The following is a 25481-nucleotide window of genomic DNA, read 5'->3' as shown; positions in this document are numbered from 1 at the left end:
CTCGTCTCAATCCCAGATGGTTTGTTGTCTAAATTGCTATCTTAATCGATTAAGTAAAGATAACAATAATTTTACACAGTGCAAGTCTTTTTAGCGAAAAACTTGCACAATTTATGTTCGATAATTGATTTTTAACGATTTTTATTTAGTGGCTTAATGCACTGTGCTGCGCTAAAGCTTGCTCAGCAGGGTTTCGTAAGTAGTTATATAGCATGGCTAAAAACAGTATACATGCGAAACCTGTTGCGAGATAAAAGCCGTAACGAATGTGGCCAAAGTAGTCACTGATCACACCCATTAATAATGGGCCTGCTGCCGCAGAAAGGGCAGTAAAAAACAAAATAACCCCAGCAACTGCACCGTGCTGTTGCACCGCAAAGCAAGAAATACCTTTTGAGTTTAAGGTTGGGTAGATCATCGACATGAATAGCCCTGATAAAGGGAGTAAGAATACCGCCCAGTCAACACCACCGAAGATTAAGCCTAAATAACACAGTGCAATTCCTAAGCTTAAATACAGCATTGCTGCTTGCCAGCTGAAGTGGTTCAGCAGCCACACCGCTAAGAAACGCCCAGCAGCGCGTAATATGAAAAATAAAGTCAGTGCATAGGTTGCCAGTAATTGCCAAGGGCCGTTGTAATCGCCAAGTAGAGTAGGCATCCACACGTAAATAGCCACTTCGGTTGCAACATAAAGGGCAATCGCTAATGAAAAACCCAGTGCATATGGGTTTTTCATCATACTCATGGTGGTTGCAAGAGAGGCCGGTTTTGCGTGTTCTTCAAGCTTTTTAGGTTTAGGGTAATCTGCACGCCAAGCAATTAAGGTTAAAATTAAGCATAAAACCCCAGCGATAACGTAAAGGTAGGTCCAGCTTACCTGTTGGGTGATTAAAAAGCTGACAAGTGCAGGGCCTACAATGGCGCCAACACCAAAAAAGCCTTCGACCAAATTCATGGTTTTTGTGTGCTCTAAATTGTTTTTAGAAATATCACCTAACAGCGCCAAAGCACCGGTTTTAAATAACCCAATTGCAAGACCAATACAGCTAAGCAGCACTACAAATATACTAAAACTACTGCTAACGGCGAACAGAAAACAACAAATGGTGAATATGCCGAGTCCCAGCATGATGGTTTGCTTGCGACCAAAACTGTCGGCAAGAAATCCTAAAAATAGGCCGCTGAATGCAATAAGTGCCATAGGTGCATAATGGAAAGCACTGGCTTGGGTCATGCTTAAATTAAATTCTTCGATAAGCTCAGGAATGATCATACCAACCGCATCAGAGGTCATCGCAAACATAAAAAACATCATGTATGTCAGCCATCTAATGGTTTGCAAAGGATCGTGTGTTCTATTCATTGTTGTGTCCCCACCGAAAGGTCTGCGCCTTTACTATGTATATTAGTGTATAAAAACTATAAAAACTGCTTGAATAATTTGCTGTCGTGGTTAAAGATATATCTTAATCGATTAAGTTTCAACTTGGTATTAACAATTATGATCAACAATAAAGTGCAATTAATCACCTACGCAGACCGTATTACTGGTCAAGGTATTGATGAATTAAGTAATTTATTAAATGGCCCACTTAACAATGTGTTTGCAGGTGTACATTTGTTGCCATTTTATAATCCGATTGATGGCAGTGATGCTGGCTTTGATCCTATTGATCATAGTGAAGTAGACTCGCGTCTTGGTGGCTGGGACGATATTAACGTGCTTGGTGCAAACTATGACCTTATGGCTGACTTAATTGTTAACCACGTTTCAGCACAATCTTTCCAATTTAAAGATGTACTCGCTAAAGGCAAGCAATCTGAATTTTGGGATTTATTTTTAACTAAAGACGATGTATTCCCAAATGGCATGTCTGAGGTTGAGCAACAAGCGATTTACCGTCCGCGTCCGGGTAGCTGCTTTACACCTATTGCGTGTGGTGATGGCCAAACCTATGATTTTTGGACTACATTTACCGATAACCAAATTGATATTAATGTGAAATCAACAGCGGGTATCGAGTATTTAAATACGGTGCTTGGCAAGTTTGCTGATAATAATGTCAACATTATTCGTTTAGATGCGGCAGGCTATGCGATTAAAGAAGCTGGCACAAACTGCTTTATGTTGGATGAAACATTTGAGTATTTAAATAAGCTTTCGGCACAAGCTAATGAAGCGGGTATGGAAACCATTGCCGAGATCCACAGCCATTTCCAGACTCAGGTTGAAGTAGCAAAGCGTGTAAATATGGTTTATGACTTTGCTTTACCACCCCTTATTTTACACAGCTTGTTTAGCAATGATGCGCAAGCTTTACTGAATTGGTTAACTATTTCGCCGCGAAACTGTTTAACGGTACTCGATACCCATGATGGCATTGGCATCATTGACGCAGGCCCAATGGGTGATAAACCGGGTCTATTAAACGCAGCGCAAATTGATAACTTGGTTGAAACCATTCACGAAAAGAGTGAAGGGCAAAGCCGCTTAGCAACTGGTGCAGCAGCAAGTAATGTCGATTTATATCAAGTTAACTGCACATATTACAATGCATTGGGCGCAGATGACTTTGATTACTTATTAGCGCGTGCGATTCAGTTCTTCGCGCCAGGTATTCCACAAGTTTATTATGGTGGCCTGTTCGCTTGTGAAAACGATATGGAATTATTAGCTCGCACCAATGTAGGTCGTGATATCAATCGCCCTTATTTAAATGCGCAAGACATTGATGCTGCGCTTGCTAAACCTGTGGTGAAAGGTTTAATCAAGCTAATTCAATTACGTAATGAGCACCCAGCATTTAACGGTGAGTTTATTGCGAAAGGTGAAGGCAGTGTGTGTCGTTTAAGCTGGCATGATGATACCAGCTCAATCGAGTTAAAAGTTGACTTTGCTAGCCGCGAAGTGATCATTGTCGATCACCGAGACGGCGAACAAAGCATTGTTAATTTGGCTGACTTTTTAGCTTAACTACTTTGACCCAATTGCAGTTGATAGTCGATTTCGGCTGTTTGCTGCTCTTTCGATAGAAACAAGGTCGCAGCAATGCGGCCTTTTTCTTCGCTATTTTGATGGACAGTTGTGAGTTTTGGCACAAATCGTTGGCCTTCATCTATGCCATCAAAACCAACAATTCTGACATCTTCAGGAATCGATAAGCCCATTTTTAATGCTTCGCGCATGGCGGCAAGGGCGATTAAATCACTCATGCACAACAGTACGTTTGGTCTTGGTGTGCTGCTAAGCGCTTCTTTGGCGGCAATGCTGGCATAGCGCTCGCTGCTTTCAGGAATATTCCATGTTCTATCATCACCCAGGGTGATGTCAGCATCGCTGATTGCTTGGTGATAACCACGCAGCCGTTGATGAGCAATCGACTGGCCGGCTTCAAATTCATGATGTTCGTATACTCGGCATAATACGTCGTTATCGAGTAAGCGCAGGCCTAAAATAGCAACCCGATCATCATTTTTTTGTAGTGCATGCTTGGCAATATCGAAACTGGCTTGTTGGTTATTTACGTTTACAGAGGCATCACGACCGATGTTAAAATCAACCGTTACCACATGTTTGGCAACCTGTTTTAACTGTTCAACAAGTTGTTTATTGCGTGGGCGACCATAACAAATAAAGCCATCAACAAAATCGACTACGCTATTTAGGTTATCGTTGTTACCTGAAAATAATAAAAGATTAATGCCATTTTTTTCGAGCACCGCCGATACACCGCGCATAAAGCTGCTAGCAACCGGATCTGAGACCATATATTCCACGCTGTCTGGTAGCACTAGGGCAACAATATTAAAGGTGCCTCGGCGTAATGATTGCGCCGCCTTGTTTGGGCCATAATAGCCGAGCTTTTTACAGGCCGCCAAAATTTCTTCGCGGCGTGCTTTCGATAATTGATCAGGACGATTAAACGCATTTGATACGGTGGCATTTGAAACGCCTAACTCTTTGGCAATACTTTTTAGCGTCCAAGTTTTTGGCTTTGTCATTGTAGGTTCTTAATCGATTTACTTAATGGTAAATTACCATATAAAGAGTCGAAAAAAAGTGTTTTTAGTCATAAAAATAGGCGTACCATAAAAGAATGAGTACGAGTGTGAGAAAAAGGCGAATAGTGAGTGATTTCTAAGTTACCAAAATGGGTTGAGATTGGCGCATTTATTTTGGCGCTGGTGGCTGGGTGTGTGAATGCGGTTGGTTTACTTAGCTTTGAGCATCAAGCGGTATCCCATTTATCAGGAACTGCAACCTTGCTTGGCGCAGACCTCATGCATGGCAATAGCCTTGATGCTTTACATTTATTAGGTGTATTACTGTCATTTTTAGTTGGGTCTGGTATTGCTGGGTTCTTGTTGCATAGTTCAGCACTTAAACTAGGTCGTCATTACGACACGGCATTATTGATTGAAGCAGGGCTTTTACTGGGCGCACTTTGGTTATTGTTTAATGGCTCGGGTTACGGGCACTTTTTGGCCTCTGCGGCATGTGGTTTACAAAACGCCTTAGCAACAACTTACAGTGGTGCAATTGTTCGTACCACCCATGTAACGGGTATCTTCACTGATTTAGGTATTATGTTTGGTCGCGTTTTACGTGGCGAGGCACTTGATAAACGTAAGGCTAAACTGTTCGGCCTAATCATTTTAGGGTTTATTTTTGGCGGCTTAGCAGGGGCATGGTTATTTGCAAAAATGAGCTTTGCGGCGCTTTATGTGCCTAGTGCTATTTGTATTTTACTTGCCTTGACCTATCGTGTTTATTCTCATCGCAAACCAGAACTTAATGGTTAGCGATACTTTTAGGTGTTGCGCCAAAGGCTTGTTTAAATACACGGCTAAAATGGCTTGGGTTATTAAAGCCTAATTGGTAACAAACTTGGCTAATCGCCTCGCCTTTTTCGAGCAATTTATACGCTTTTTGTAAGCGTAATTGTTGTTGCCAAAGAGCGGGCGTAACACCAAAGGCTAACTTAAATTGCTGATAAAATTTACTGCGGCTCATACAGGCTATCTTACATAACACATCAATATCAATATTCTCAGCAAGGTGCTGTTCTATATAACTTACTACATGGCTTAATGGGGTTGCGAGCTTGCCTTGCTTACAACTTGCTATCATTAAGTCTCGGCTTTGCTGCTGTAACAGACGGGTTATGAGTTCATTGAGTGATAGATCAATTAAGTAATCGCGGTGTTGCTCATTTTCGCTAAACAGGGTGATCATGCGCTCCAGCAGTTGTTGAGTTTGCAGGTTATGCTGTGCGTGCACTAACTTGGCTTGATATTGAAAAAAGTCATCTTGGGTAATTTTCTGGTTAAAATTAAGAGCATCAACTACTTGGCTTATTTTGTCGGTACTGATTTCAATCGCTAAACAGGTTGTTGGTTGATTAAGAGATGCATTGGGAAAATCGATTAGCACCCCTTGCTCTGGGGCAAGTACAAATGACTGGTTTGGTAAAAACTCTTCATGATAATCACTGTCGGCGACATGCATGATTTTTTTACCGCTGATCATGCCGCAAAATAATAATTCAGTGGAATGTAACGCCACTTTTTGGGCATCTAAATAGGTGTCGTAAATACTTAATTCAGCATGTTCGCCCGCAAAACTGACTTTATTTTCAATAAGCACATCAATACGTTGTCGTTTTTTATCTAAACTTCTATTGCTAACTGATGTGTTCATTGTTGCCTCGCTGTCGTCCTAAATTCTGGACAAATAGTCAAAAAGTCTGGACTAGGAATCAAGTGTGTTTTCAGTAACTGAGCTAACTTCAATTGTTAGCGGTTCATTAAACAATAACCTACCGCATGATTTAGTCAATGCTAAATAAAACACAACAATTTGAAGAGAGAACACATTATGATTTATGAAAATCCAGGTAGTGAAGGCGCAAAAGTTAACTTTAAAGCGCAGTATGAGAATTATATTGGTGGCCAATGGGTTGCCCCTGTAAAAGGAGAATACTTTGAAAACATTAGCCCAGTAAACGGTAAAGTGTTTTGTAAAGTACCTCGTTCATCAAAAGAAGATATCGAACTGGCACTTGATAAAGCCCACGATGCAAAAGCGGCATGGGGAACAACGTCGGTCACCGAGCGTAGCAATATCTTATTAAAAATTGCCGATCGTATTGAACAAAACCTAGAAATGCTGGCAGTGGCCGAAACCTGGGATAACGGTAAAGCAATTCGTGAAACACTTGCGGCAGATGTGCCACTCGCGGCTGATCACTTTCGCTATTTCGCAGGTTGTGTACGCGCGCAAGAAGGTTCAATCGGTGAGATAGACGAAACCACGGTGGCTTATCATTTTCATGAGCCACTAGGTGTAGTAGGGCAAATTATTCCTTGGAACTTTCCATTGTTGATGGCTGCATGGAAACTTGCACCAGCCCTTGCTGCGGGTAACTGTATTGTTTTAAAACCAGCTGAACAAACGCCAGCATCTATATTAGTGCTACTTGAAGTGATTGGTGACTTATTGCCTGCAGGTGTTCTAAATGTGGTAAACGGCTATGGTAAAGAAGCGGGCGAAGCGCTGGCAACCAGTACTCGAATCGCGAAGATTGCCTTTACTGGTTCAACGCCAGTGGGTTCACATATCTTAAAATGTGCTGCTGATAATATTATTCCTTCGACGGTCGAGCTAGGTGGTAAATCGCCAAATATCTTCTTCAACGATGTAATGGAAAAAGACGATGAATTTTTGAGTAAAGCGATTGAAGGAGCCGTACTTGCGTACTTTAACCAAGGTGAAGTGTGTACGTGTCCATCGCGTTTATTTATTCAAGAAGATATTTACGAGCAATTTATTGAGCGTGTTCTTGCTCGAACTTTACAAATTAAACGGGGTAACCCACTTGATACTGAAACCATGGTGGGTGCTCAAGCATCACAAGCTCAGTTTGATAAGATTCTAAGCTACATCGAAATTGGTAAAAAAGAAGGGGCCGAAGTCCTCGCTGGCGGCGAAGTGGAGCAACTGTCTGATGAGTTTAACGGCGGTTACTACATTCAACCTACACTATTAAAAGGCACTAACGACATGCGCGTGTTCCAAGAAGAGATTTTTGGGCCGGTAATTTCAATGTCGACTTTTAAAGATGAAGACGAAGCATTAGCCCTTGCTAATAGCTCAGAATTTGGTTTAGGTGCTGGTGTGTGGAGTCGAAACATGAACCGTGCTTATCACTTTGGTCGTAAGATTGAAGCGGGCCGTGTTTGGACTAACTGCTACCATATGTACCCAGCACACGCTGCGTTTGGCGGCTATAAAAAGTCAGGTATAGGCCGCGAAACACATAAACTTGCCCTTGATCATTACCAACAAACTAAAAACCTATTAGTAAGTTACAGTGAGAATCCACTGGGCTTCTTTTAAAAGCAATTTCTTATTGTTGTCGAAACTACCCAAACGCCACATCTAGTGGCGTTTTTATTTTATAGCGGGCATAAAAAAGCCCGGCGAACACACAAGCCAGGCTTTTCGACAACAATTTGGTTGAGTCACCGCAAGTGCAATGACTCGGAATAAAAAAGCTTAGAGAACACAAAAACTAAGCTTTTGACAACAATTTGGTTGAGTCACCGCGTGTGCAATGACTCGGAATAAAAAAGCTTAGAGAACACACAAACTAAGCTTTTGACAACAATTTGGTTGAGTCACCGCAAGTGCAATAACTCGGAATAAAAAAGCTTAGAGAACACACAAGCTAAGCTTTTGACAACAATTTGGTTGAGTTACCGCGTGTGCAGTAACTCGGTATATAAAAAGCCCAGAGAACACACAAGCTAGACTTTTTGTGACAACAATTCGGTTAGCGCAAACACTCTCAATGGTGTGAAGCTGTTTAGCGTAAAAGCGCTGATGGGTTAACTTTAGAGTAATCCTTCTAAACCGACAAACGATTAAAATAAACCTGATAGATGAATTTTTTTAATCTATTAGCATGTGAATTGTTTTTTATTGCCACAACAATGCCTTAGTGATTAAATAGGGTGTTTTTTAAACATAATAACTATTTAAAATGGATTTTTATGAAACGCTTGACGCTTTACTCATCACTCATCTTTACAGCTCTAAACTTTAGTTTTGGTGTGAACTTATCTCGCGCCGATGAGGGCAGTACAGTCACTCACTCTGAAATTAATTGGTCTGAACTTGCTATAAAAGATGTTGATGCGGCTTATCAGTTGTCGGTTATCAATCACCCAGGGATGCATGATGTACGTAACCCAGGTTTTGCAAAACAGCTCGAAAAAGCAAAGCAAGAAGGCTTAAAGCTGGCTGTAAAAGCGCATAGTTCACAAGGTTTTGCTGCGGCTATTGCACGTTTTAGAACTGTTCTACAAGATGGTCATGCTGGAGCGGTTGATACTCTACCTAGAGAACTAAAGCCACAAAGAAGTTGGCCGGGCTTTTCAACAGTTTGGCGGGGTGATGCGTTGAAAGTGTATTACAGTGAATTAGATACGGTTGCCAAAGGCGATAAGCTCGTAAGCTGTGATAATACTGCAATTAATACTTTGCTCGTTGAGCGTGTTTTTCGCTATTACGGCGAAGTAGAACAACCCGGTAGTTGGTGGAACCATGGCTGGCGACTAACGGTTGATGATGGAAACCCGTTTTTGTCGCCACTTGAAAGCTGCACGTTTGAAAAAGCCGACGGCTCTACTTACAGCTTAAAGTTAAACTGGCGTATTAGGCCTGATAGTGTCAAAGAAAAACTTAAAAATGCTTACAACGGCGATAAGTTACCAATTGAGCTCAATTGGCCTTTAGAGGATATTGCTTGGATCAGCATGCCAACTTATGCACCCAATGAGCAGCAGCAAGCAGATTATCAAACAATGCTGAGCGCCATTGAACAGCAACATAGTAAGTTAATGCAAGCTAAAGCTGTGGTGCTTGATCTTCGCCATAATCAAGGTGGCTCATCAATGTGGAGTGAACAAATAGCCTCAGCACTTTGGGGCAGTGAACAGTTTAAATATGGTCGCTATGAGTTACACAAAAATACCCAAGTGTGGTGGCGAACTTCTAAAGGTAATACTGACTATTTTGGCGATGTAGTCGCAAGCTATGATAAAGCTAGCCCTTGGCATCAATGGTTAAAGACAACCCACAAAAGTATGCAAGCTGCTTATGAAAAGGGTGAACAATTTTATGTCGAGATAGTCTCAGCAGAGCAACAAGCAATGCCAAAAAGCGCCAGTCAGTTTACTACACCTGTTTATGTGATTGTGCCAGGACAATGTGCCAGTGCTTGTTTAGATGCGCTGGATAGTTTTAAGCTTTTTGCAAACACACAATTAGTTGGCGCACCAAGTAGTACAGACTCTACCTACATGGAAGTGAGGCTCGAAACCTTACCTTCAGGCTTTGCTAAAGTGATTCTGCCGATAAAGGTCTATGTAAATAGACCCAGAAAAAAAGGCTTTTACTATCAACCTGATATTAAATTCAATGAACTTGAATGGACCACACAAGCGCTTGTTAAAATGATTGCTGAGTTGTAATTCAGCAGTATCTTTAGCAAAGCGTTTGGTAGACCCCTGAGGGGAGTTGAAGTGTTGACCTTACGTGAAGAAGAGCAACACTTTTTAAATTAAATTGTATATTAACAAGCTAATTCTGTAGCAGGCTCTTCTGCTAACCAGTTTAGAGCCGCCGTTTTTGACTTAAATACACTCATTACCATGCCGGCTCGTTTATACAAATTGCAGTAGGTATCACTCAACAAGCTACCGCCTTCAAGCCCTTCTTTTATCACTAAGGCTGTTTTGGCTGGCGCAATACCTTTACGTCGAAGCTCAACAAAATACACCATTAGTTTTTCAAGTGCCCCGGGGGTTGCCATGCATGAATTTTCAAACTCAACCAATTCAAACCATTGACCATAATCAGCGCTGAGTTTGTTGATGTAATCTTTTTGCATAAAAGAGTGCGCGTCAATAATCTCTTCGTTGAAAGGCCCTGTGGCAGTAGTTAAAAGCACATGCTCACGTTGATAAAACTCTACGAGACCATGGGGTTTAAAATCTTTGAATGGATAATGATTGGTTGATACTTTTTTATGCATCCGTTCAATCCCTGAATATTTATTGAGCTATTGATGATAGCAGTGAAATAAATTAATTCAATCTTTAGGTTTAATTGGTCGTTAAAATAATAACAAAAGTATTAGTTTGGATTACCAAGTAGACCCCGCCTGAATGTAAATTGCATTCTGCTCAGGGCCATGGGCTACATCTAAGCCAATACTAATACCGTAATGTTCATCAATTAAATAGCGAAAGCCTGCACCTACAGTATCTATGGTTTCAGCTTTCGATAAGTCAGAAAAGTTATCGGCTGCCCAGCCCATACCAGTAAACACATTGAGCTTTATTTTGTGAGTGATTTTATAGCTCGCTTCTGCTTCGGTAACAAATACATCAAGGCCTTGATAGCGAGTTGCAGACACACCGCGAAGGCTAATACTTGGCGGAATATAAACCGGTAAGCGTTTTTCACCACGGTTGTTAACTGAGTCATACTGCATGCGCAGAGCAAAGTTGAATTTATCGGTGTAACGCCAGTAATTTAAGGCGGTAAGCTTTAAGCTCGTGTAATCAACTTTACTGCCAATAGCCTCATCATAATATAAATATTCGGCCTTATAATTAAAACCGCGCTCAGGGTTAAGGGGGTTATCTCGGCTATCGTATTCTATTAATGGACCAATACCTGACGTATTTACATCAAGTGAAAGGTGGTCCTTGATTATATTGTTTTCGAGCAGAAAATCTTCGATAGGGTTTTCGGCTAAGCTTATTTCTACTTTACGATAAATCTGTTTAAAGCCGTAAAAGAAGTTACTGTCGTCATAGCGTAACTTAAGGTTTTGAAACACCGCTGGGCCTTCAATATTCAACGATAATGGTGTGAGTAGCTTGATCTCGTCGAAGGTATAAAAATCAAGGTTTATACTCGCCCAGCCAACAATCCCTTGATAGCGAATTCGGTCTTCATCCCAAAAGGTAATGTGGCCAACAGCACCGCCTTTGGTACCATTTTTAGTGCCCATCAGGCCCACTAAACTAATGCTTTGTGGTAAGGTAGAGCCTTCTTTTTTCTTCTTTTTGGCCTTCTTTTCGTTATCATGAAAAAAAAGGCCAACAACACCAAGCCCAGGCCCTACAGCTGGCTCTGTAATAAAAGTCGGTATGGGTAAAAATGAAATGGGCTCATCAACTTTTTGCTGTTGATTACTTAACTGCTGCTCTGCAGGTTTTATTGCATATTCATCGTAACTTGATGCAAAACTTTGCGTGCTTAGCAAACTTGCTGTAAGCATATTTATTAGTACAACTTTTTTCACTTAATCCCTTACCTTGTTGTTTCTTGATATTTCAAATTTTAATTTATAGCTGATAATTAAATTCGAGACGATGATCGCCATCCATAAAATCAACGTTTTCATTCCAGTTTGCGAAATAGCGTAGATTCATACGCGGGTTAATTTGGTAACTTGCTGCAAATTCATGAGTCAAAATATGGCTTTGGTTTAGACCGTAGTAGTGGTCTTTATAGTTATCGCTACCGCCGATAGTTGTTAGCCAAAATGGATTGTAGTTAAGCCAAATTTTATCGTTAATAGTAATTTTTGCATACATACCCACTAAACCATAGGCTCCCATAATGGAATAACCACTGTCACGACTACCATCATCTTCTAACGTATTTTCACCGAGCGATGCACCCACACCAGCTAACGGGTAAAAGGTAAAACGCCCCATAGGTTTTAGTGCTTTTATATAGCTATACGAAACATCCATACTTTCGTCAGCAACAAGGTTGGCATTTAGGTTATAGTTGGCATCAATCTGTGTTGCACTCATAGTGCTTAAGTCAACTGAGAAGTTTCGAAAGCGGAATGAGTCAATTGAATCTGTCGTTTTGCTATCGCTCTCCCAGCCTAGCGCATCGCCATATATGCCTTTTACTTCAAACACATTCATGCCGGCAGTTGTTGCTATGCCCGTATCGTATGCTTGGCCAACTTTGAAATTGAGCCCTTTATTTGTAGCGCCAACTCCTACTTGAGTATAAACGGCCAGAGGGTCTGACATGTCTTGTACTTCTTTTTGCTCAGCCGCATGGCTCGAAGCTGCAATCATAAGCGTTAGTAAAGAGGGGAATCGAAGAGAAGTCATGTGTTTTCCTTACACAAAAGTTTGAAAAATTAATGTTTTTTTAGTTTATATAAGTTGAAATTAGATACTTTTAGCTTAATAAATTCTCGACTTCAGCCTCTATCTAAAGAGGCATCAATTTATTCCTTTCTAAAATAAAAATAGCATAAAAATAGTGACAAATGCGAGAACAAAAATCGAACAAGCCTCAGTAAATAAAACGAGGCAATCAAAAAGCACTTAAGTATTGTTTTGCTATTGTTTTTCAGTGGCTTAATAAAAATGTGTGATTTTTGTGGAAATTTGATTTAAATCGTTTTTGCCGCTTTTAGAGACTAGACTGGTTTGTTTTTTAATCTATACTGAAAGCTGCTCATCTAGAGTAAAAAGTACTATTAATGAAAAGGGATGATTTATGAAAAAACTAATAGCGGCGGCTATCTGTGGCTTGGTTTCAACGGTAAGCCTTGCTGCAGATAAACCGAACGTATTAGCCATTATGGTTGATGACGTTGCGCCAATCTCACTCAGTGCATACTCGCACGGTATGACCTACCCAACCCCTAATATTGATCGCATTGCTAACGAAGGTGCATTGTTTACAGATCACTATGCACAACCTAGTTGTACAGCGGGTCGTGCTGCGTTTTTAATGGGGCAATTACCAATTCGAACAGGCTTAACAACAGTGGGCCAACCAGGTAACCCACTTGGCATAAAAGAAGCCGATCCTACGTTAGCTGAATTTTTAAAAGATCGCGGTTATATGACTGCGCAATATGGTAAAAACCACCTAGGTGACTTAGATGAGCACTTACCAACAAAGCATGGCTTTGACGAATTTTACGGTAACTTGTACCACCTCAATGTATCTGAAGAGCCAGAGCAAGCGGATTACCCAAAAGATCCTGAGTTTGTGAAAAAGTTTGGTCCACGTGGTGTTATCGAATCTTACGCTAATGGCAAAATCATTGATACCGGCCCGCTTACTCGCAAACGTATGGAAACCTTTGACGAAGAAGTGTTAGAGCGCTCACTTAACTTTATGGAACGTGCAGTTAAGGCGAAAAAGCCATTCTTTATTTGGCATGCGTCTAGTCGTATGCACGTTTACACACACTTAAAACCAGAAAGCCGTCATTTAGCGACGGGTATTAGCTCTGAAGAAGACGTATTTGGTAGTGGCCTGATTGAACATGATGGCCATGTTGGCAAGCTGCTTGATAAACTTGATGAGCTAAAAATTGCCGATAACACCATTGTTATTTACACCAGTGATAATGGCCCTGAGCAATCAAGCTGGCCAGATGCAGGTACAACTGAATTCCGCGGTGAAAAAATGACAACCTGGGAAGGTGGCGTACGTGTGCCTTTCTTAGTTCGTTGGCCAAACAAAATACCAAAAGGCTTAAAGCTAAATGGTATTTCATCGCATGAAGATGTTTTCCCTACAATTGCGGCTGCATTAGGCGAAAAGAACTTACGTGAAAAGCTTAAAAAGTCAGACAAAGTGTATATTGATGGTGAAAACAACCTAGCATACTGGACTGGTAAGGCTGATAAGTCTGCGCGTAACTATTTCTTCTATTACTATGAGTCACAGCTTACAGCAGTGCGTTTTGGTCCATGGAAAATGCACTTTGCGACTAAACCAAATGGCTTATATTACGAAGACATGGTAACTCATAGCATGCCTAAACTATTTAACTTACGTAAAGATCCATTAGAGCACTATGATGGAGTAACAGGATTTCACCAAATCATGCGTAAGAGCTGGTTGCTACAGCCAATCATTGCTAAGTTAAACGAACATGTACAATCTTTTGTAGAGTTCCCACCGCGTCAAGAGTCAGCGTCTCTTAACGTGAATGAAGCAATCGAAAAAGCAAAATCACTAAACTATGGTCATTAATTATTGACCATAAGTTAAGTTGAAAAGGGCCTACTTGGCCCTTTTTTAATGCTTAATGATTAATACTATTCATCATTTCGAGCTGTTTCACAAACTGCTCAATTTGCTGGTTACCCGGTACCAAACGGGCTAGGTTTCTAGCATAAAACAGCGCTTGGCTGTAGTTTTCTTCTGCCACATACCACTGCGCCAAACTGTAGCTGATATCTGGGTTATTTGGTGTTAGATTAAAAGCGCGCTCAAGGGCTGATATTGCAGCTGGCATATTGCCTAAATCTTGTAATAGCAGGGCGTAGGTAAACTGATAGTTTGCATTTTCTTGTGCAAACTGTACTGCTTTTTGTAAATGAGTAAGGGCGGTGTCTTTTTGTTTTGTGCGAATAAGGCTCATTGCCAGAGCATAATGAATATCGCCGCTTTCTGCGTTAACGTCTAAGCCTTGTTTTAAGATAGCTTGCGCTGCTTTTTCATCGCCTTGGTTTCGGTATAAATCAGCTAAATTGACATAAGCAGGAGCAAAAATAGGCTCAACACTAATTGCTTGTAGGTAATGTGTTTTGGCTTGCGCTGGCTTTTGTAGTGTGAGTGCCAGATTACCTAAATTGGTATGGGAATAGCCACGCTCTGCTTGGTATTGTTGAATGCCTTTGTACTCATCAAGGGCTGCATTTAAGCGTTTGCTGTCTTGCTCGTTGAGCCCAGTAGGGAACGGCTGAGTTAACATGGCCGCCAGTGCTCTTGCAGCTTCGGCTCTGATGGGTAAATGCTCATCATCTAAAAGCGGGTTTAATAAGCGCCAGCGCTGATTGATATCAAATGGCATCGCCGCTTCAATGGCGGCTTGGCGTTTTAATGGTTCGCTGTCTTTTACTGAGCGAGCAATCGCAACGACAGCGTTGTTATCTGGGCTTGTGGCTAAACGGCTTAATGCTGATGCGCGAATAATCTCAGGAAAGCTTTTATCTTGCACGATTTTGGTCAGCATGGTTGAGGCATTTGGTAAACGGTTATCGGCGGCATAAAACGCTTCAGAAAAATGCGCAGTGCCAAGGTGTTTTGAATTTGGATGCCAGTCTTTTATTTTGCTAACCGCCCACTGCGGCGTCTTGTCTTCATGGCAGCTATTACAGGCATTTGGAGCATTTGTTTTTAATGTTAAATCTGGGCGTGGTACCCGGAAGCTGTGGTCGCGCCTTGCATCAACTTGCATATAGGTGGTGGCAGGCATATGACAATCAACACATTGGCTACCTTCACTTGCCACTTTATGACCGTGATGTTTCGGCGTATCGAACACCTCTTGGCTATGACATTGCGTACAGGTTTGATTGCCCGGTAGCTTTAATTTACCCGAATGAGGGTTATGACAGTTACTACAGGTAACCCCTGCATTGAACATTTTACTTTGTAAAAATGAACCCCATACATAGTCTTCATCCCACACTTGACCATCAACATGATAAAGCTCAGGAGTGAGTAAAGAGCCTTGAAAGCTTTGTAAAAAACTATGAGGGTCTTTGCGGTCATCAAGCTGTGAGCGGCGAGCATGACAGGTTGCACACACTTGCACTTGCTCGCTTTTTACCAGTGGCTGCACGCTTTGCATACTGCCATCGGCTTTTTGGGTAAAAAGCGGAGTTTGCTTTTTAATATTATGAGTAAAGCCCTTATCGGCAATACTGCTATCGCCATCAGCCCATTTTAAATGAGCTTGTGGATCGCCATGACACGCTTTACAGCTCACGTTAATGCTTGAATAACTCGAATCAAAGCTATTCGTTTTAAGGTCAAATTGCTTTTTGAAATCAGTTGAGTGGCAATCGGCACACATGTGATTCCAGTTTTGGCCTTTTTGCGACCAATGAAATAGGTCGTGTTTTTTTTGTTCCGGGTGCAGTACAAACCAGCGCTGACCGCCTTGTGCTTTACTGCGTGAGTCCCATGCAAATGGAAACAGCTGAATGTGGCCTTGGCCCATATCAAACATGTATTGCTGCAATGGCTCATAGCCAAATGTGTATAAAACAGGGTAGTCAGTCAGCTTGCCATCAAGGTTTGGCATGCTTATAAAAAGTTGTTGGTCTTGTTGATAAAAGCGTGCTCGCTGACCTTGGTAGTCAAGGGTTTGCTCATTGAAATTACCAAGCACTGTAGTGGGAGTGGCTTTTTCCATAGCATGAAAATGATGGGATGTTTGCCAATCTTCAACTTGGCTTTGATGACAGTTAATACACTGGGGTTCTGCAAACGCATTGAATGCGAAAAAGCTGCATAACAGCCAAGCCAATCTTATCACTGAATAAATCCTTTTTATTTTTACCACATGCACTTAGAGTTATATCAGTTTGTTGCTGATAAGCAAAGTCGGCTTATTAAAACGAGGATGTAAAAAAGCCCGAGAAACTCGGGCTTAGTAAGTTATAAACTTTTCTTCGGTGGCAGCGCGACGTTAGCAAAGATAAGCCCCGCTACTAATGACATGAAAATCAAAAATGTTTGCTGGCCAATATGGTCTGCATAAACGAAATCTTGGCCTTCAATAAGTGAGTTCAAGCCAATATAGGTTTTACTACCAGGTACCAATACGATCAGTCCTTGCATAGCTACAATAGAGGCTGGAGCATTGACAACGCGGTTGAATAAGTTGCTAAAAACGCCCACGGCTAATGCGCCTACAAATGTACCTAATGTGTAGTCTAGGTACATGGCTGAACCAATACTTGTACCATACGCGATAAAGCCAGATGCAATAGACCAAACTGCATGCTTTAGCTTGGTTCTAAAAATCACGATTAGGCTGCTACATAGCATGAATATAGCTAGCCAAGCTGTCCATTTGGGTAAAGGCTCAGGTTGCACAAAGTCACTTTGGCCAAAAATAGCAAAACCAATACCAATACCAATAAAGGCGCCAAAATACAGCTTAAACAGCAGCATGAATGAGTCCATCACCCGAGCTGTACCAGATACTAAATGCCTTGCCGCTAACTCTGCCAAACCTAGGGCTAATGCTAAGCCGGGTATAAACACAATGATGGCAGAAAGTACCACTAGTCGTATGTTAATTTGGGCGTCAATATAGACACTAATAGCACAGGCTATAATCGCCGATACGATGGCAACTAATGGTTCAAGCATATGGGCAACACGTTTAGAGCGTGTTGACCAAAGTACAAATAAATACACCACTAAGGTAATAAGCGCTGACCAAAATACATCATTCCAGCTAGTACCCATCAACATGGCAAATGCACCACCCGAAGTCGCAAACGCAACGCCAGTCATAAATTTATTATATGGGTTTGGCATGGTGTAAATAATATCGAGCTGTTTATCGACCTCTTGTAGCGTCAGCTCGCCATTAAGCATTTTGTTTACTAAGTCATCGGTATCTGCCAGCGAGCCTAAGTCATGATCGCCCGGATCAACACGCGCAACATGGGTGTACTCTTCTTCGTGCCCATCTGTCCAAATAACAAATGTCACTGATGTTGGCGACATAACAAAAGATGATTTCAAACCGAGGTAAGTCGCAACTTCCATTAAGTGCGCTTCTAGTCGGTATGCAGGTGTACCGTATTTATGAAGCATTTTGCCAAGCTTCACGATAAATTTTCGTTTTTCAGTAAACGTTGCGGTTTTCAAAGGCGTTTTGAACCAAAGGTTAAATTGTTCAGTTAAGGATAGACCAAAATTCAATAAGATATAGTCTAATCGCTAGACTATATCGCTTAAATTGACCAGCGCGATTTTAGCGACAAAAGCTGCTATGTCTAGTGTTATTTACGGCAAAATTACTTATTTTTTGCTTCAATCCACTGCGCCATGTATTGGGTTGAACGCATGGTGTGATGTTTGAGCATTTGGCCGGTAAAATTTTGCTGTCTATGCTGCGCTAATGACTCACTAATGGCGGTGATTTTAGCGATTAACTGCGACTGAAGTTTTGATTTATCATAATATTTTTGCAATAACTGCTGGCCATTTTGCTGTGCCTGAGTAAATAACGCTTCATCTTGATAAAGTGCCACTGCTGCATCTGCAAATTGCTGTGCATCTTCACAGATTGCGCCTGACCAAGGCTCATTTTGATGCATGCCTTCACTGCCAATAGGAGTTGTTACGCTCGGCGTTTGCATGATCATCGCTTCGAGTAACTTACCCTTAATACCAGCCCCAAAACGCAGTGGCGATAAACATACTCGGGCATCTTCCATCACTTGATAAGCATCATCAGCCCAGCCTTTGATCAAGAAGCCGGTTTTTGGATTGTTAAGTGCTGTTGCCTTTGGTGGCGGGTAAGAGCCATAAATGTGGAGTTCGGCATCGGGTAATTGTTTGCGGATCAGCGGCCAAATCTGTTGTAAGTACAATACTGCATCCCAGTTTGGCGCATGACGAAAATTACCTATGGTCATAAAGTGTTTACGCTCTGAAAATGCTTTGGTGCTGGTGGGGATATGCTGTAAATCAACCAAAAATGGTAAGTGGTGAAGTAGGGCGTTATCGACTTTGAAAACGTCATTGAGTAGCTGCATCTCGTAATGCGAGATAATTAAGCTGATGTCTGAGCGTAAAATAGCGGCGATTTCTCGCTTGGCAATATCGCTGTGTAAATCACTATGGCTGAATTCTCGGCCTGCTTTATGAGCGTCGTGACGGGCATTTCTTAGACACTGTAAATCTTCGGTATCGAGAACTTTAAGAGCGTTAGGGCAGTATTTGTCGACTCGCCAACCGAACTGCTCTTCCATCATAAAGCGATCAAACATCACAATGTCTGGGTTATACGCTTGCACGTACTCATCAAAGCTTGAGCAGTTTAATGCAATGACCCGTGTGGTAATGCCATCCTCGCTGAGATCCACCATGTGTTCGGTTTTTTGCGCAGGGCTTGCAAATTCGACTTGCCAGTTTTCTGCGCGAAAGGTGCGCAGGAGTGACATCATGTGGGTGCCGGCTGCCGACGAATTAGGCTCAGGCCATACATAGCCGATCACTAACACTTTTTTCATTGACTTGAATCTCGTATTTTTAAGTTAACATCCACCAAGGTGCGAACTGGGGGTGTTGATTTATCTAATAGTTCTTTTAGCACCTGACAGGTGCGTTTACCGATTTCATCGGCATTAATGGCGATGGTTGAAAGGGAAGGCAACATTAAGCGCGAATCTTCTAAGTCATCAAAGCCAATAACTTTGATGTCTTTACCCGGCTCTAGGCCGTGTTGGCGCATAGCTTCAATCGCGCCGTAAGCAATCACATCATTAAAACAGACAATGGCTTTGGTATTTGGCGCTTGTTTTATAAGGGTATTAAAGGCTTCTCGGCCACCTTGGCGGTTTGTTGGTGCTTGAATAACGGGTTTTTCGTCAGTGATATTAAATTGCTCAAGCGCAGCTAAAAAACCACTCAAACGTTCATGGTAATCAGATATTTCTGCCGTACCACCTAAAAAGGCTACCTCTTCTATGCCTTGCGATAAAATATGGCTGGTCGAAATATGTGTGCCTTTTTTGTTATCAGGCAAAATACACGGCGCTGCTGAAAAGGGAATTTCACGCATGATATTAATAACCGGAAAACCACTATTTATTAAATCATCTTGCCACTGCTGCTGTGTGCCCGGAGCCGGACACATAATAAACGCCGATACGTTGTATTCTTTTAGGGTTTTCACCACTTGAGTTTGCCTTTCGACACACTCCGCAATATTCACCAGCATTGGCAGCATGCCAAGCTCAAAGATGTGTTTTTCGAGACCAACAGCAAGCTGAGCTGAATACGGGTTGGTTAAGTCATTTATAACCAACGCGACTAGGTTTGAGCGCTTGCTGCGTAGTGCTGCAGCGTCGCGGTTATACACATAGCCAAGCTTATCAATGGCAGCCAGTACTTTTTCTTTACTTTTTTTACTGACCTTATCACTGTTGGTAAGGACCAAAGACACCGTTGATTTTGAAACCTGTGCTTGTTCAGCAACATCCCAAATTGTGACTTTGCCTGTCGATTTTTTCATTTTTATTAGCAAAAAGTGGCGAATAGAGTGCTTTTATTTTAGCGTAATTTAGCTGTTTAAGTCACTGATTGGCTGCCAAAAGGGCCTAAACTCTTTATGAAATGCTGCAAACATGTTCTACTTGTTTACAGAATCGAAAATAAAAACGAAAAAGGAACGAACATGAAAGCATTTAAACTGCTTTTTGCGCTAGTTATTGGCGCAGCTGTTTGCACACCCAGTTTTGCTAATCAAGGTTATCAAACTCCATCGCCTGCACTGGCTGCTGTGGTTGATGCTAAGCTTGCACCAAGTAGTTATTTATCGAATGATGGCCAGTGGCTGGCGTTATTTGATAGAAAACGCATCGATACCTTACAAGACTTAGCCAAAGAAGAGTTGAAACTTGCGGGTATTAAGCTTAATCCTGCTAATTTTTCGCGCTCAAGAGTGCGTAATAAGTTCACATCTTTAGTGCTTAAGCATGTTGAAACCGGTTCTGAAATTGTTGTATCTGGTTTGCCAAATGGCATTTTACGCTCACCAAGTTGGTCAAGCGATAGTCAATACTTGGCGTTTGTGGTTGAGCAAGAATCGAGTGCTAACTTATGGGTTTATAATGTAAGTACTAAGCAAGCCCGCCAGTTAAGTGATACACCACTTAATTCAGTGCTAACGCGCACGCCTTATACTTGGTTGCCAGATAGCAGCGCCATTGTAGCTAATGCAGCGGTTAATATTGGTAAAGCACGTATCAGCAACGACAGCTCGCAGATTGTGCCAGTTATTCAGCAAAGTAGTGGTGAAAAAGCGCCTGCGCGTACTTATCAAAACTTGTTAACTAGCCCATATGATGAAGCACAATTTAAGTTTTTTGCGCAAAGCCAGCTGACTTATATTCCGCTTAGTGGTCAAGGCCAACCAATTGGTCAACCGGGCTTAATTAAATCGTTTTCGGTCTCACCTGATTCAACCAATATTTTGGTTGGCATGATTGATGAGCCTTTTTCTTATCAAGTGCCTTACAGCCGATTTGCTGCGACTTGGCAAATTTGGGGAATGCGTGGCTATACGCTTGCAGAGCTTGCGAAGCAGCCTTTAGCAGATAACATTCCACAAGGTTATGACAGTGTGCGTACTGGTCGCCGCGAATTTCAATGGCGAGCAGATCAAGGCGCTGAAGTAATTTGGGCTGAAGCACAAGACGGCGGTGATATGAAAACCGACGTTCCTCATCACGATTACCTTTATAGCCTAAGAGCACCATTTAAACGTGATGCTAAGTTATTTGCTAAAGTTGAACGCCGTTTTGATTCAATTACTTGGGGCAACGGTAATGTTGCTCTGTTATCTGAATGGCGCTTTAGCGACCGACAAGTTCGCACATTTGTTATTCAACCACGTAATGCAGATAAAAATCGCGTGTTATTTTCTGAGCGCAGCTATAACGATGCCTACAAAAACCCAGGTTACCCAATTTATGAAAAAAATGATTTGGGCGCTGATGTATTAAAAGTTGTTGGCGGGCGTTATCTTTTCTTACGCGGTAATGGTGCATCTGAGCAGGGGAATATTCCGTTTTTAGACCGTTATGATGTAAAAACTAATACCACAACACGCATTTGGCAATCAGAAGCGCCATACTATGAGCGTGTGCGTGCCATGCTTGATGATGAAGGCGAGCGTTTAATTACTATTCGCGAATCTAAAACTGAGCAACCTAACTTTTTTATTCGCGACCTAGACGATAAAACCCTGACTCAACTTACGACTTTTGAGCACCCTTACCCAGAATTTAAAGGGGTGACTAAAGAGCTAATTCGATACAAGCGTGATGACGGCGTTGAGCTTAGTGGTACGCTTTATTTTCCGCCTGGTTATGATTCAACTCAAGGCCCGTTACCGGTTCTAATGTGGGCTTATCCGCTTGAATATAAAGATAAAGCCGTTGCGTCACAAATGCGCGAGTCGCCGTATGAGTTTACTTATATCGGTTATTGGGGGCCAATGCCTTATCTTGCAAAAGGTATTGCTGTATTTGACGACCCGAAGATGCCAATTGTGGGTGTTGATGGTAAAGAGCCAAACGATTTATTCCGTAAGCAGCTGGTGGCAAGTGCTAAGGCAGCGGTTGATGTACTTGTTGAAAAAGGTGTGGCAGATAAAAACAAAATTGCCATTGCTGGTCACTCTTATGGTGCCTTTATGGTGGCGAATTTATTAGCGCACAGCGACTTATTTAAAACCGGTATTGCCCGCAGTGGTGCTTACAACCGCACCCTAACGCCATTTGGTTTCCAAGGTGAAGAGCGTGATTTTTGGCAAGCGCAAGATGTGTACGCGGCTATGTCACCGTTTTTCCACGCTGAGAAAATCAATGAGCCTATGCTGATGATCCATGGTCAAGAAGATCCTAATTCGGGTACTTTTCCAATGCAAAGTGAGCGTATGTACGCTGCATTAAAAGGCTTAGGTAAAGAAGCTCGCTTAGTGATGTTACCTTATGAGGCGCATGGCTATCGCGCTCGTAAGAGCTTGCTGCATGTACTTTGGGAGCAAGAGCAGTGGTTAGATAGATACTTATTAAGAGACGAAAAACCCGCAGAGCCAGTTGCCGTTGACGGTGTTACTCAGTAATTTGTTAAATATTAAAAATCCCCGCCTTATAGCGGGGATTTTTGTATTGCCTACTTGCATATTCCTATTCGTAGATAAACGGTTAGCAAATAAGAGGAAATGTTGTTCATGTTTATAATTCCAGATACCGACAAGAAAATTCGAGCAAAGATATCTAGCTATAAATACTAAAACTACGTTAATCACGTACAGGTTTGCCATCTATACGTTGTTTGCGTATACTTTGCCAATGAAAAGTGTATTTGTTGAATCAACTATATTTGAAAAGTACCGTAACGAGTATCTTAGCGATGAAGAGTTTAGGGTTTTCCAAGCTGAATTAATGTCTAAACCTAAACAGGGGGATGTTATTCAAGGTACAGGTGGTTTACGTAAGGTGCGAGTTGCTGGCAAAGGTAAGGGCAAGCGCGGTGGCTTTCGTGTTATTTATTATTTCCTTGATGAAAAACATCGTTTCTACTTATTGACCATTTATGGTAAGAGTGAAATGTCTGATTTAACAGCAGATCAAAAGAAACATTTAAAGGCTTTTATGGAGATTTGGCGTAATGAGCAGTCGTGATTTATTTGCAGAGTTAAGTTCTGCACTTGTTGAGGCTAAAGAGCATTCAGAGGGCAAGCTAACTCTTAAAACGCATCAAATTAACGACATTAGTGAGTTAGACATCTCACCTGATGAAATTGTAAGTATTCGTGAGCAATTTAATATGTCACGGGGTGTCTTCGCTCGTTTGCTGCACACATCATCTCGTACCTTAGAAAACTGGGAGCAGGGGCGAAGCGCACCAAATGGGCAAGCAGTAACTCTTCTAAAGTTGGTTCAGCGTCATCCTGAAACTCTTTCGCACATAGCTGAGCTATAACTCTCAGCGTTAGGAAAAGAGTGTTTTTTGGAAATATTACTATTCCTTACATTATTTTAATAAGCTCACTAGCTTTTTGTTATCGGTTTTAATTGCTCGCTTAACCAATCAATAAACACTCGGGTACGCCTTGGTAAATGGCGTCGATTTGGGTAGACGATATTCATAGGCATGGGCGGCAAATTATAGTCAGGTAAAACTTGGATAAGTTCACCACGGCTGAGCTCGTCAAGAACTCCATGACGAGGCACTTGAATAAGGCCAAGCCCTGCTAAGCACGCTGCTTTGTAGGCATCCGTGTTGTTAACTGTAAGTTGTGATTTCATGGTCAGGGTTTGCCAATCGCCTTGTGTATCTTGGTATTCAAAGCCGGGGTCAAGTTGGCCGAGTGTTTGGCTATAGCGAACAATGTAGTGCTCGGCTAAATCGCTAAGTTCTGTGATGTTGCCGTGTTTTTTAATATAACCTGGGCTTACACAGTTAATCATCGGGCAGTGGCCAATTTTTTTCGCAATCAGCGATGAGTCTTCTAAATTACCGACTCGCACTACACAATCAAAGCCTTCTTCAATTAGGTTAACTCGTCTGTCAGAACTACTCAGTTCAATCTCTAATTGCGGGTGTGCAGATAAAAAGCTGTCTAGATTCGGTAGCACTAAACGTCTGCTAATTGGCTGTGGCATATCTACTCTAAGACGCCCTGATAACGCTTCGTCTTTTTTATGAAATAGGGTTTGTAGTTCGTCTATATCAGCAAGCATATCTTTGCAGCGCTGATAAAAAACCGTGCCTTCGTTGGTCAGCGTAACTCGTCTTGTTGTGCGGTTTAGAAGCCGAGCACCTAACGTATCTTCGAGTTGTTTGACCAACTGCGAGACAGATGATTTAGGCATGCTCAGTGCAAGTGCTGCAGCTGAAAAGCTTTTTAGCTCTGCAACCTGAACAAAGGTTTTCATGGCATTTAGTTCATTCATGATTGTTTGTTATTTACGAACAGTTAATTCAATTTTACATGGTTTATCTGGTTTTGCAGTGTAAATATACTGGTTGCTCACAATTACTTCAAAGCAAAAGGTAAACATGATGAGCAATAGAATTGCAGTGATCACAGGTGGTAATCGCGGTTTAGGTAAAAATACAGTTTTAAGTTTGGCACGTAAGAGCATTGATTGCGTATTTACTTACAGAAGCCATAAAGATGAAGCACAGCAGGTTGTAGAAGAAGTAGCTGCACTGGGGGCAAAAGCCGTCGCCATTCAACTTGATGTGAGCGATATTTTAGGTTTTGCTGAATTTAAACAAACACTTGAAAGTACCTTGGCAACACAATGGCAAACATCTCGATTTGATTATTTAATTAATAACGCAGGCCATGGCAGTGATAGTGCATTTGCTGATACCAGTGAAGCTATGTTTGATAATTTGATGAATGTACATGTAAAAGGGGTGTTTTTCTTAACGCAAACACTGCATGAGATGATCAATGATGGTGGGCGTATTATTAACTTATCTTCAGGGCTGACACGTTTTGCATTACCAGGAAAAGCGGTCTACGCCACCATGAAAGGGGCCGTTGAGGTATTAACCAAATACATGGCAAAAGAACTGGCTGGTCGCAATATTGCCGTGAATATCGTCGCTCCAGGCGCAATTGCCACTGATTTTGGTGGCGGTGCTGTCCGTGATAATGAGCATGTAGCTCAATTAGTGAGTTCATCTACAGCCATGGGGCGCGTTGGTCAAGCTGATGATATTGGCCCTATGATTGCGCAATTACTCGGTGATGAAAACCGTTGGGTAACCGGGCAACGAATAGAAGCATCGGGCGGTATGTTTTTATAAGCCTGTTAGCAATCGCGTGTTTGTTTGCTTA

20 protein-coding genes are annotated in these 25481 nt (G+C 41.8%); 9 read left to right on the top strand and 11 right to left on the bottom strand.

What is annotated here, in order from left to right; genetic code table 11:
- Nucleotides 1-145: 145 nt before the first annotated feature.
- Nucleotides 146-1366: an MFS transporter gene (locus EXT43_RS19025; protein ID WP_062565799.1), complete on the bottom strand. Its 1221-nt coding sequence runs from the start codon at nt 1364-1366 to the stop codon at nt 146-148.
- A 138-nt stretch (nt 1367-1504) separates the two neighbouring features.
- Between EXT43_RS19025 and gtfA the strand changes: the two genes are divergently transcribed.
- On the top strand, nt 1505-2977 hold the full coding sequence (gene gtfA / locus EXT43_RS19020; RefSeq protein ID WP_062565798.1) for a sucrose phosphorylase: 1473 nt from the start codon (nt 1505-1507) through the stop codon (nt 2975-2977).
- Here the strand turns inward: gtfA and EXT43_RS19015 are convergent.
- Nucleotides 2974-4005, bottom strand: coding sequence for a LacI family DNA-binding transcriptional regulator (locus EXT43_RS19015; protein ID WP_062565797.1), 1032 nt, complete (start codon nt 4003-4005; stop codon nt 2974-2976). The two genes, gtfA and EXT43_RS19015, sit on opposite strands and share 4 nt — an antisense overlap.
- A 129-nt stretch (nt 4006-4134) precedes the next feature.
- Here EXT43_RS19015 and EXT43_RS19010 point away from each other — a divergent pair, with 129 nt between their 5' ends.
- Nucleotides 4135-4806 (top strand): YoaK family protein, encoded by a 672-nt coding sequence (locus EXT43_RS19010; RefSeq protein ID WP_062565796.1) that lies wholly within the window; start codon nt 4135-4137, stop codon nt 4804-4806.
- Here EXT43_RS19010 and EXT43_RS19005 read toward each other — a convergent pair.
- Nucleotides 4796-5704, bottom strand: a complete 909-nt coding sequence (locus EXT43_RS19005; RefSeq protein ID WP_062565795.1) for an AraC family transcriptional regulator — start codon at nt 5702-5704, stop codon at nt 4796-4798. The two genes, EXT43_RS19010 and EXT43_RS19005, sit on opposite strands and share 11 nt — an antisense overlap.
- Before the next feature lie 177 nt (nt 5705-5881).
- On the opposite strand from EXT43_RS19005, the gene EXT43_RS19000 reads away from it, so the two are divergent.
- Together EXT43_RS19000 and EXT43_RS18995 are read left to right on the top strand one after the other, a co-directional pair.
- Nucleotides 5882-7402, top strand: coding sequence for an aldehyde dehydrogenase family protein (locus EXT43_RS19000; protein WP_062565794.1), 1521 nt, complete (start codon nt 5882-5884; stop codon nt 7400-7402).
- 656 nt (nt 7403-8058) lie between these two features.
- Nucleotides 8059-9540 carry a S41 family peptidase gene (locus tag EXT43_RS18995; RefSeq protein WP_130167683.1) on the top strand — a complete coding sequence of 494 codons (1482 nt, stop codon included), beginning with the start codon at nt 8059-8061 and terminating at the stop codon, nt 9538-9540.
- A gap of 101 nt (nt 9541-9641) precedes the next feature.
- Here EXT43_RS18995 and EXT43_RS18990 read toward each other — a convergent pair whose 3' ends face one another.
- From EXT43_RS18990 to EXT43_RS18980, 3 genes are all read right to left on the bottom strand, one after another.
- Nucleotides 9642-10103, bottom strand: a complete 462-nt coding sequence (locus EXT43_RS18990) for a hypothetical protein (protein WP_058584677.1) — start codon at nt 10101-10103, stop codon at nt 9642-9644.
- A gap of 111 nt (nt 10104-10214) precedes the next feature.
- Nucleotides 10215-11384 carry a BamA/TamA family outer membrane protein gene (locus tag EXT43_RS18985; RefSeq protein WP_240701537.1) on the bottom strand — a complete coding sequence of 390 codons (1170 nt, stop codon included), beginning with the start codon at nt 11382-11384 and terminating at the stop codon, nt 10215-10217.
- Between the two features lie 43 nt (nt 11385-11427).
- A complete protein-coding gene (locus EXT43_RS18980; RefSeq protein ID WP_062565791.1) occupies nt 11428-12219 on the bottom strand; it encodes a hypothetical protein in 792 nt (263 codons plus the stop codon).
- Between the two features lie 394 nt (nt 12220-12613).
- Between EXT43_RS18980 and EXT43_RS18975 the strand changes: the two genes are divergently transcribed.
- A complete protein-coding gene (locus EXT43_RS18975) occupies nt 12614-14110 on the top strand; it encodes an arylsulfatase (protein WP_130167682.1) in 1497 nt (498 codons plus the stop codon).
- A 52-nt stretch (nt 14111-14162) separates the two neighbouring features.
- Here the strand turns inward: EXT43_RS18975 and EXT43_RS18970 are convergent, their stop codons facing one another.
- From EXT43_RS18970 to EXT43_RS18955, 4 genes are all read right to left on the bottom strand, one after another.
- Nucleotides 14163-16406, bottom strand: a complete 2244-nt coding sequence (locus EXT43_RS18970; RefSeq protein ID WP_082710919.1) for a CDC27 family protein — start codon at nt 16404-16406, stop codon at nt 14163-14165.
- Between the two features lie 122 nt (nt 16407-16528).
- Complete coding sequence (locus tag EXT43_RS18965) at nt 16529-17755, bottom strand: threonine/serine exporter family protein (protein WP_082401625.1); 1227 nt, start codon at nt 17753-17755, stop codon at nt 16529-16531.
- Nucleotides 17756-17904: 149 nt separating this feature from the next.
- Nucleotides 17905-19125: a glycosyltransferase gene (locus EXT43_RS18960; RefSeq protein ID WP_062565790.1), complete on the bottom strand. Its 1221-nt coding sequence runs from the start codon at nt 19123-19125 to the stop codon at nt 17905-17907.
- Nucleotides 19122-20129, bottom strand: coding sequence for a LacI family DNA-binding transcriptional regulator (locus tag EXT43_RS18955; protein ID WP_062565789.1), 1008 nt, complete (start codon nt 20127-20129; stop codon nt 19122-19124). Before EXT43_RS18955 ends, EXT43_RS18960 begins: the two co-directional genes overlap by 4 nt.
- A gap of 162 nt (nt 20130-20291) precedes the next feature.
- On the opposite strand from EXT43_RS18955, the gene EXT43_RS18950 reads away from it, so the two are divergent.
- From EXT43_RS18950 to EXT43_RS18940, 3 genes are all read left to right on the top strand, one after another.
- Entirely contained in the window at nt 20292-22745 is a 2454-nt protein-coding gene (locus EXT43_RS18950) for a prolyl oligopeptidase family serine peptidase (RefSeq protein ID WP_062565788.1), read from the top strand.
- 229 nt (nt 22746-22974) lie between these two features.
- Nucleotides 22975-23307: a type II toxin-antitoxin system RelE/ParE family toxin gene (locus EXT43_RS18945; protein WP_062565787.1), complete on the top strand. Its 333-nt coding sequence runs from the start codon at nt 22975-22977 to the stop codon at nt 23305-23307.
- Nucleotides 23294-23608 (top strand): DNA-binding transcriptional regulator, encoded by a 315-nt coding sequence (locus EXT43_RS18940; RefSeq protein ID WP_062565786.1) that lies wholly within the window; start codon nt 23294-23296, stop codon nt 23606-23608. The genes EXT43_RS18945 and EXT43_RS18940 overlap by 14 nt, the downstream gene beginning before the upstream one ends.
- A gap of 68 nt (nt 23609-23676) precedes the next feature.
- Here the strand turns inward: EXT43_RS18940 and EXT43_RS18935 are convergent, their stop codons facing one another.
- Nucleotides 23677-24582, bottom strand: coding sequence for a LysR family transcriptional regulator (locus tag EXT43_RS18935; protein WP_082710918.1), 906 nt, complete (start codon nt 24580-24582; stop codon nt 23677-23679).
- 106 nt (nt 24583-24688) lie between these two features.
- On the opposite strand from EXT43_RS18935, the gene EXT43_RS18930 reads away from it, so the two are divergent.
- On the top strand, nt 24689-25450 hold the full coding sequence (locus EXT43_RS18930; protein ID WP_205990975.1) for an SDR family oxidoreductase: 762 nt from the start codon (nt 24689-24691) through the stop codon (nt 25448-25450).
- Nucleotides 25451-25481: the final 31 nt, after the last annotated feature.

The sequence above is a fragment of the Pseudoalteromonas sp. CO109Y genome (genome assembly GCF_004208935.1).
Taxonomy (GTDB): Bacteria; Pseudomonadota; Gammaproteobacteria; order Enterobacterales; family Alteromonadaceae; genus Pseudoalteromonas; species Pseudoalteromonas shioyasakiensis.
The sequence above is the reverse complement of the archived record's forward strand: the minus strand, read 5'-3'. Positions and strand labels throughout refer to the sequence as shown.

Bases quoted from the DNA above. Each gene is read 5' to 3' on its own strand.
- EXT43_RS19025 (WP_062565799.1), bottom strand. From the start codon at position 1,366: ATGAATAGAACACACGATCCTTTGCAAACCATTAGATGGCTGACATAC.
- gtfA (WP_062565798.1), top strand. From the start codon at position 1,505: ATGATCAACAATAAAGTGCAATTAATCACCTACGCAGACCGTATTACT.
- EXT43_RS19015 (WP_062565797.1), bottom strand. From the start codon at position 4,005: ATGACAAAGCCAAAAACTTGGACGCTAAAAAGTATTGCCAAAGAGTTA.
- EXT43_RS19005 (WP_062565795.1), bottom strand. From the start codon at position 5,704: ATGAACACATCAGTTAGCAATAGAAGTTTAGATAAAAAACGACAACGT.
- EXT43_RS19000 (WP_062565794.1), top strand. From the start codon at position 5,882: ATGATTTATGAAAATCCAGGTAGTGAAGGCGCAAAAGTTAACTTTAAA.
- EXT43_RS18995 (WP_130167683.1), top strand. From the start codon at position 8,059: ATGAAACGCTTGACGCTTTACTCATCACTCATCTTTACAGCTCTAAAC.
- EXT43_RS18990 (WP_058584677.1), bottom strand. From the start codon at position 10,103: ATGCATAAAAAAGTATCAACCAATCATTATCCATTCAAAGATTTTAAA.
- EXT43_RS18980 (WP_062565791.1), bottom strand. From the start codon at position 12,219: ATGACTTCTCTTCGATTCCCCTCTTTACTAACGCTTATGATTGCAGCT.
- EXT43_RS18975 (WP_130167682.1), top strand. From the start codon at position 12,614: ATGAAAAAACTAATAGCGGCGGCTATCTGTGGCTTGGTTTCAACGGTA.
- EXT43_RS18960 (WP_062565790.1), bottom strand. From the start codon at position 19,125: ATGAAAAAAGTGTTAGTGATCGGCTATGTATGGCCTGAGCCTAATTCG.
- EXT43_RS18955 (WP_062565789.1), bottom strand. From the start codon at position 20,129: ATGAAAAAATCGACAGGCAAAGTCACAATTTGGGATGTTGCTGAACAA.
- EXT43_RS18950 (WP_062565788.1), top strand. From the start codon at position 20,292: ATGAAAGCATTTAAACTGCTTTTTGCGCTAGTTATTGGCGCAGCTGTT.
- EXT43_RS18945 (WP_062565787.1), top strand. From the start codon at position 22,975: ATGAAAAGTGTATTTGTTGAATCAACTATATTTGAAAAGTACCGTAAC.
- EXT43_RS18940 (WP_062565786.1), top strand. From the start codon at position 23,294: ATGAGCAGTCGTGATTTATTTGCAGAGTTAAGTTCTGCACTTGTTGAG.
- EXT43_RS18935 (WP_082710918.1), bottom strand. From the start codon at position 24,582: ATGAATGAACTAAATGCCATGAAAACCTTTGTTCAGGTTGCAGAGCTA.
- EXT43_RS18930 (WP_205990975.1), top strand. From the start codon at position 24,689: ATGATGAGCAATAGAATTGCAGTGATCACAGGTGGTAATCGCGGTTTA.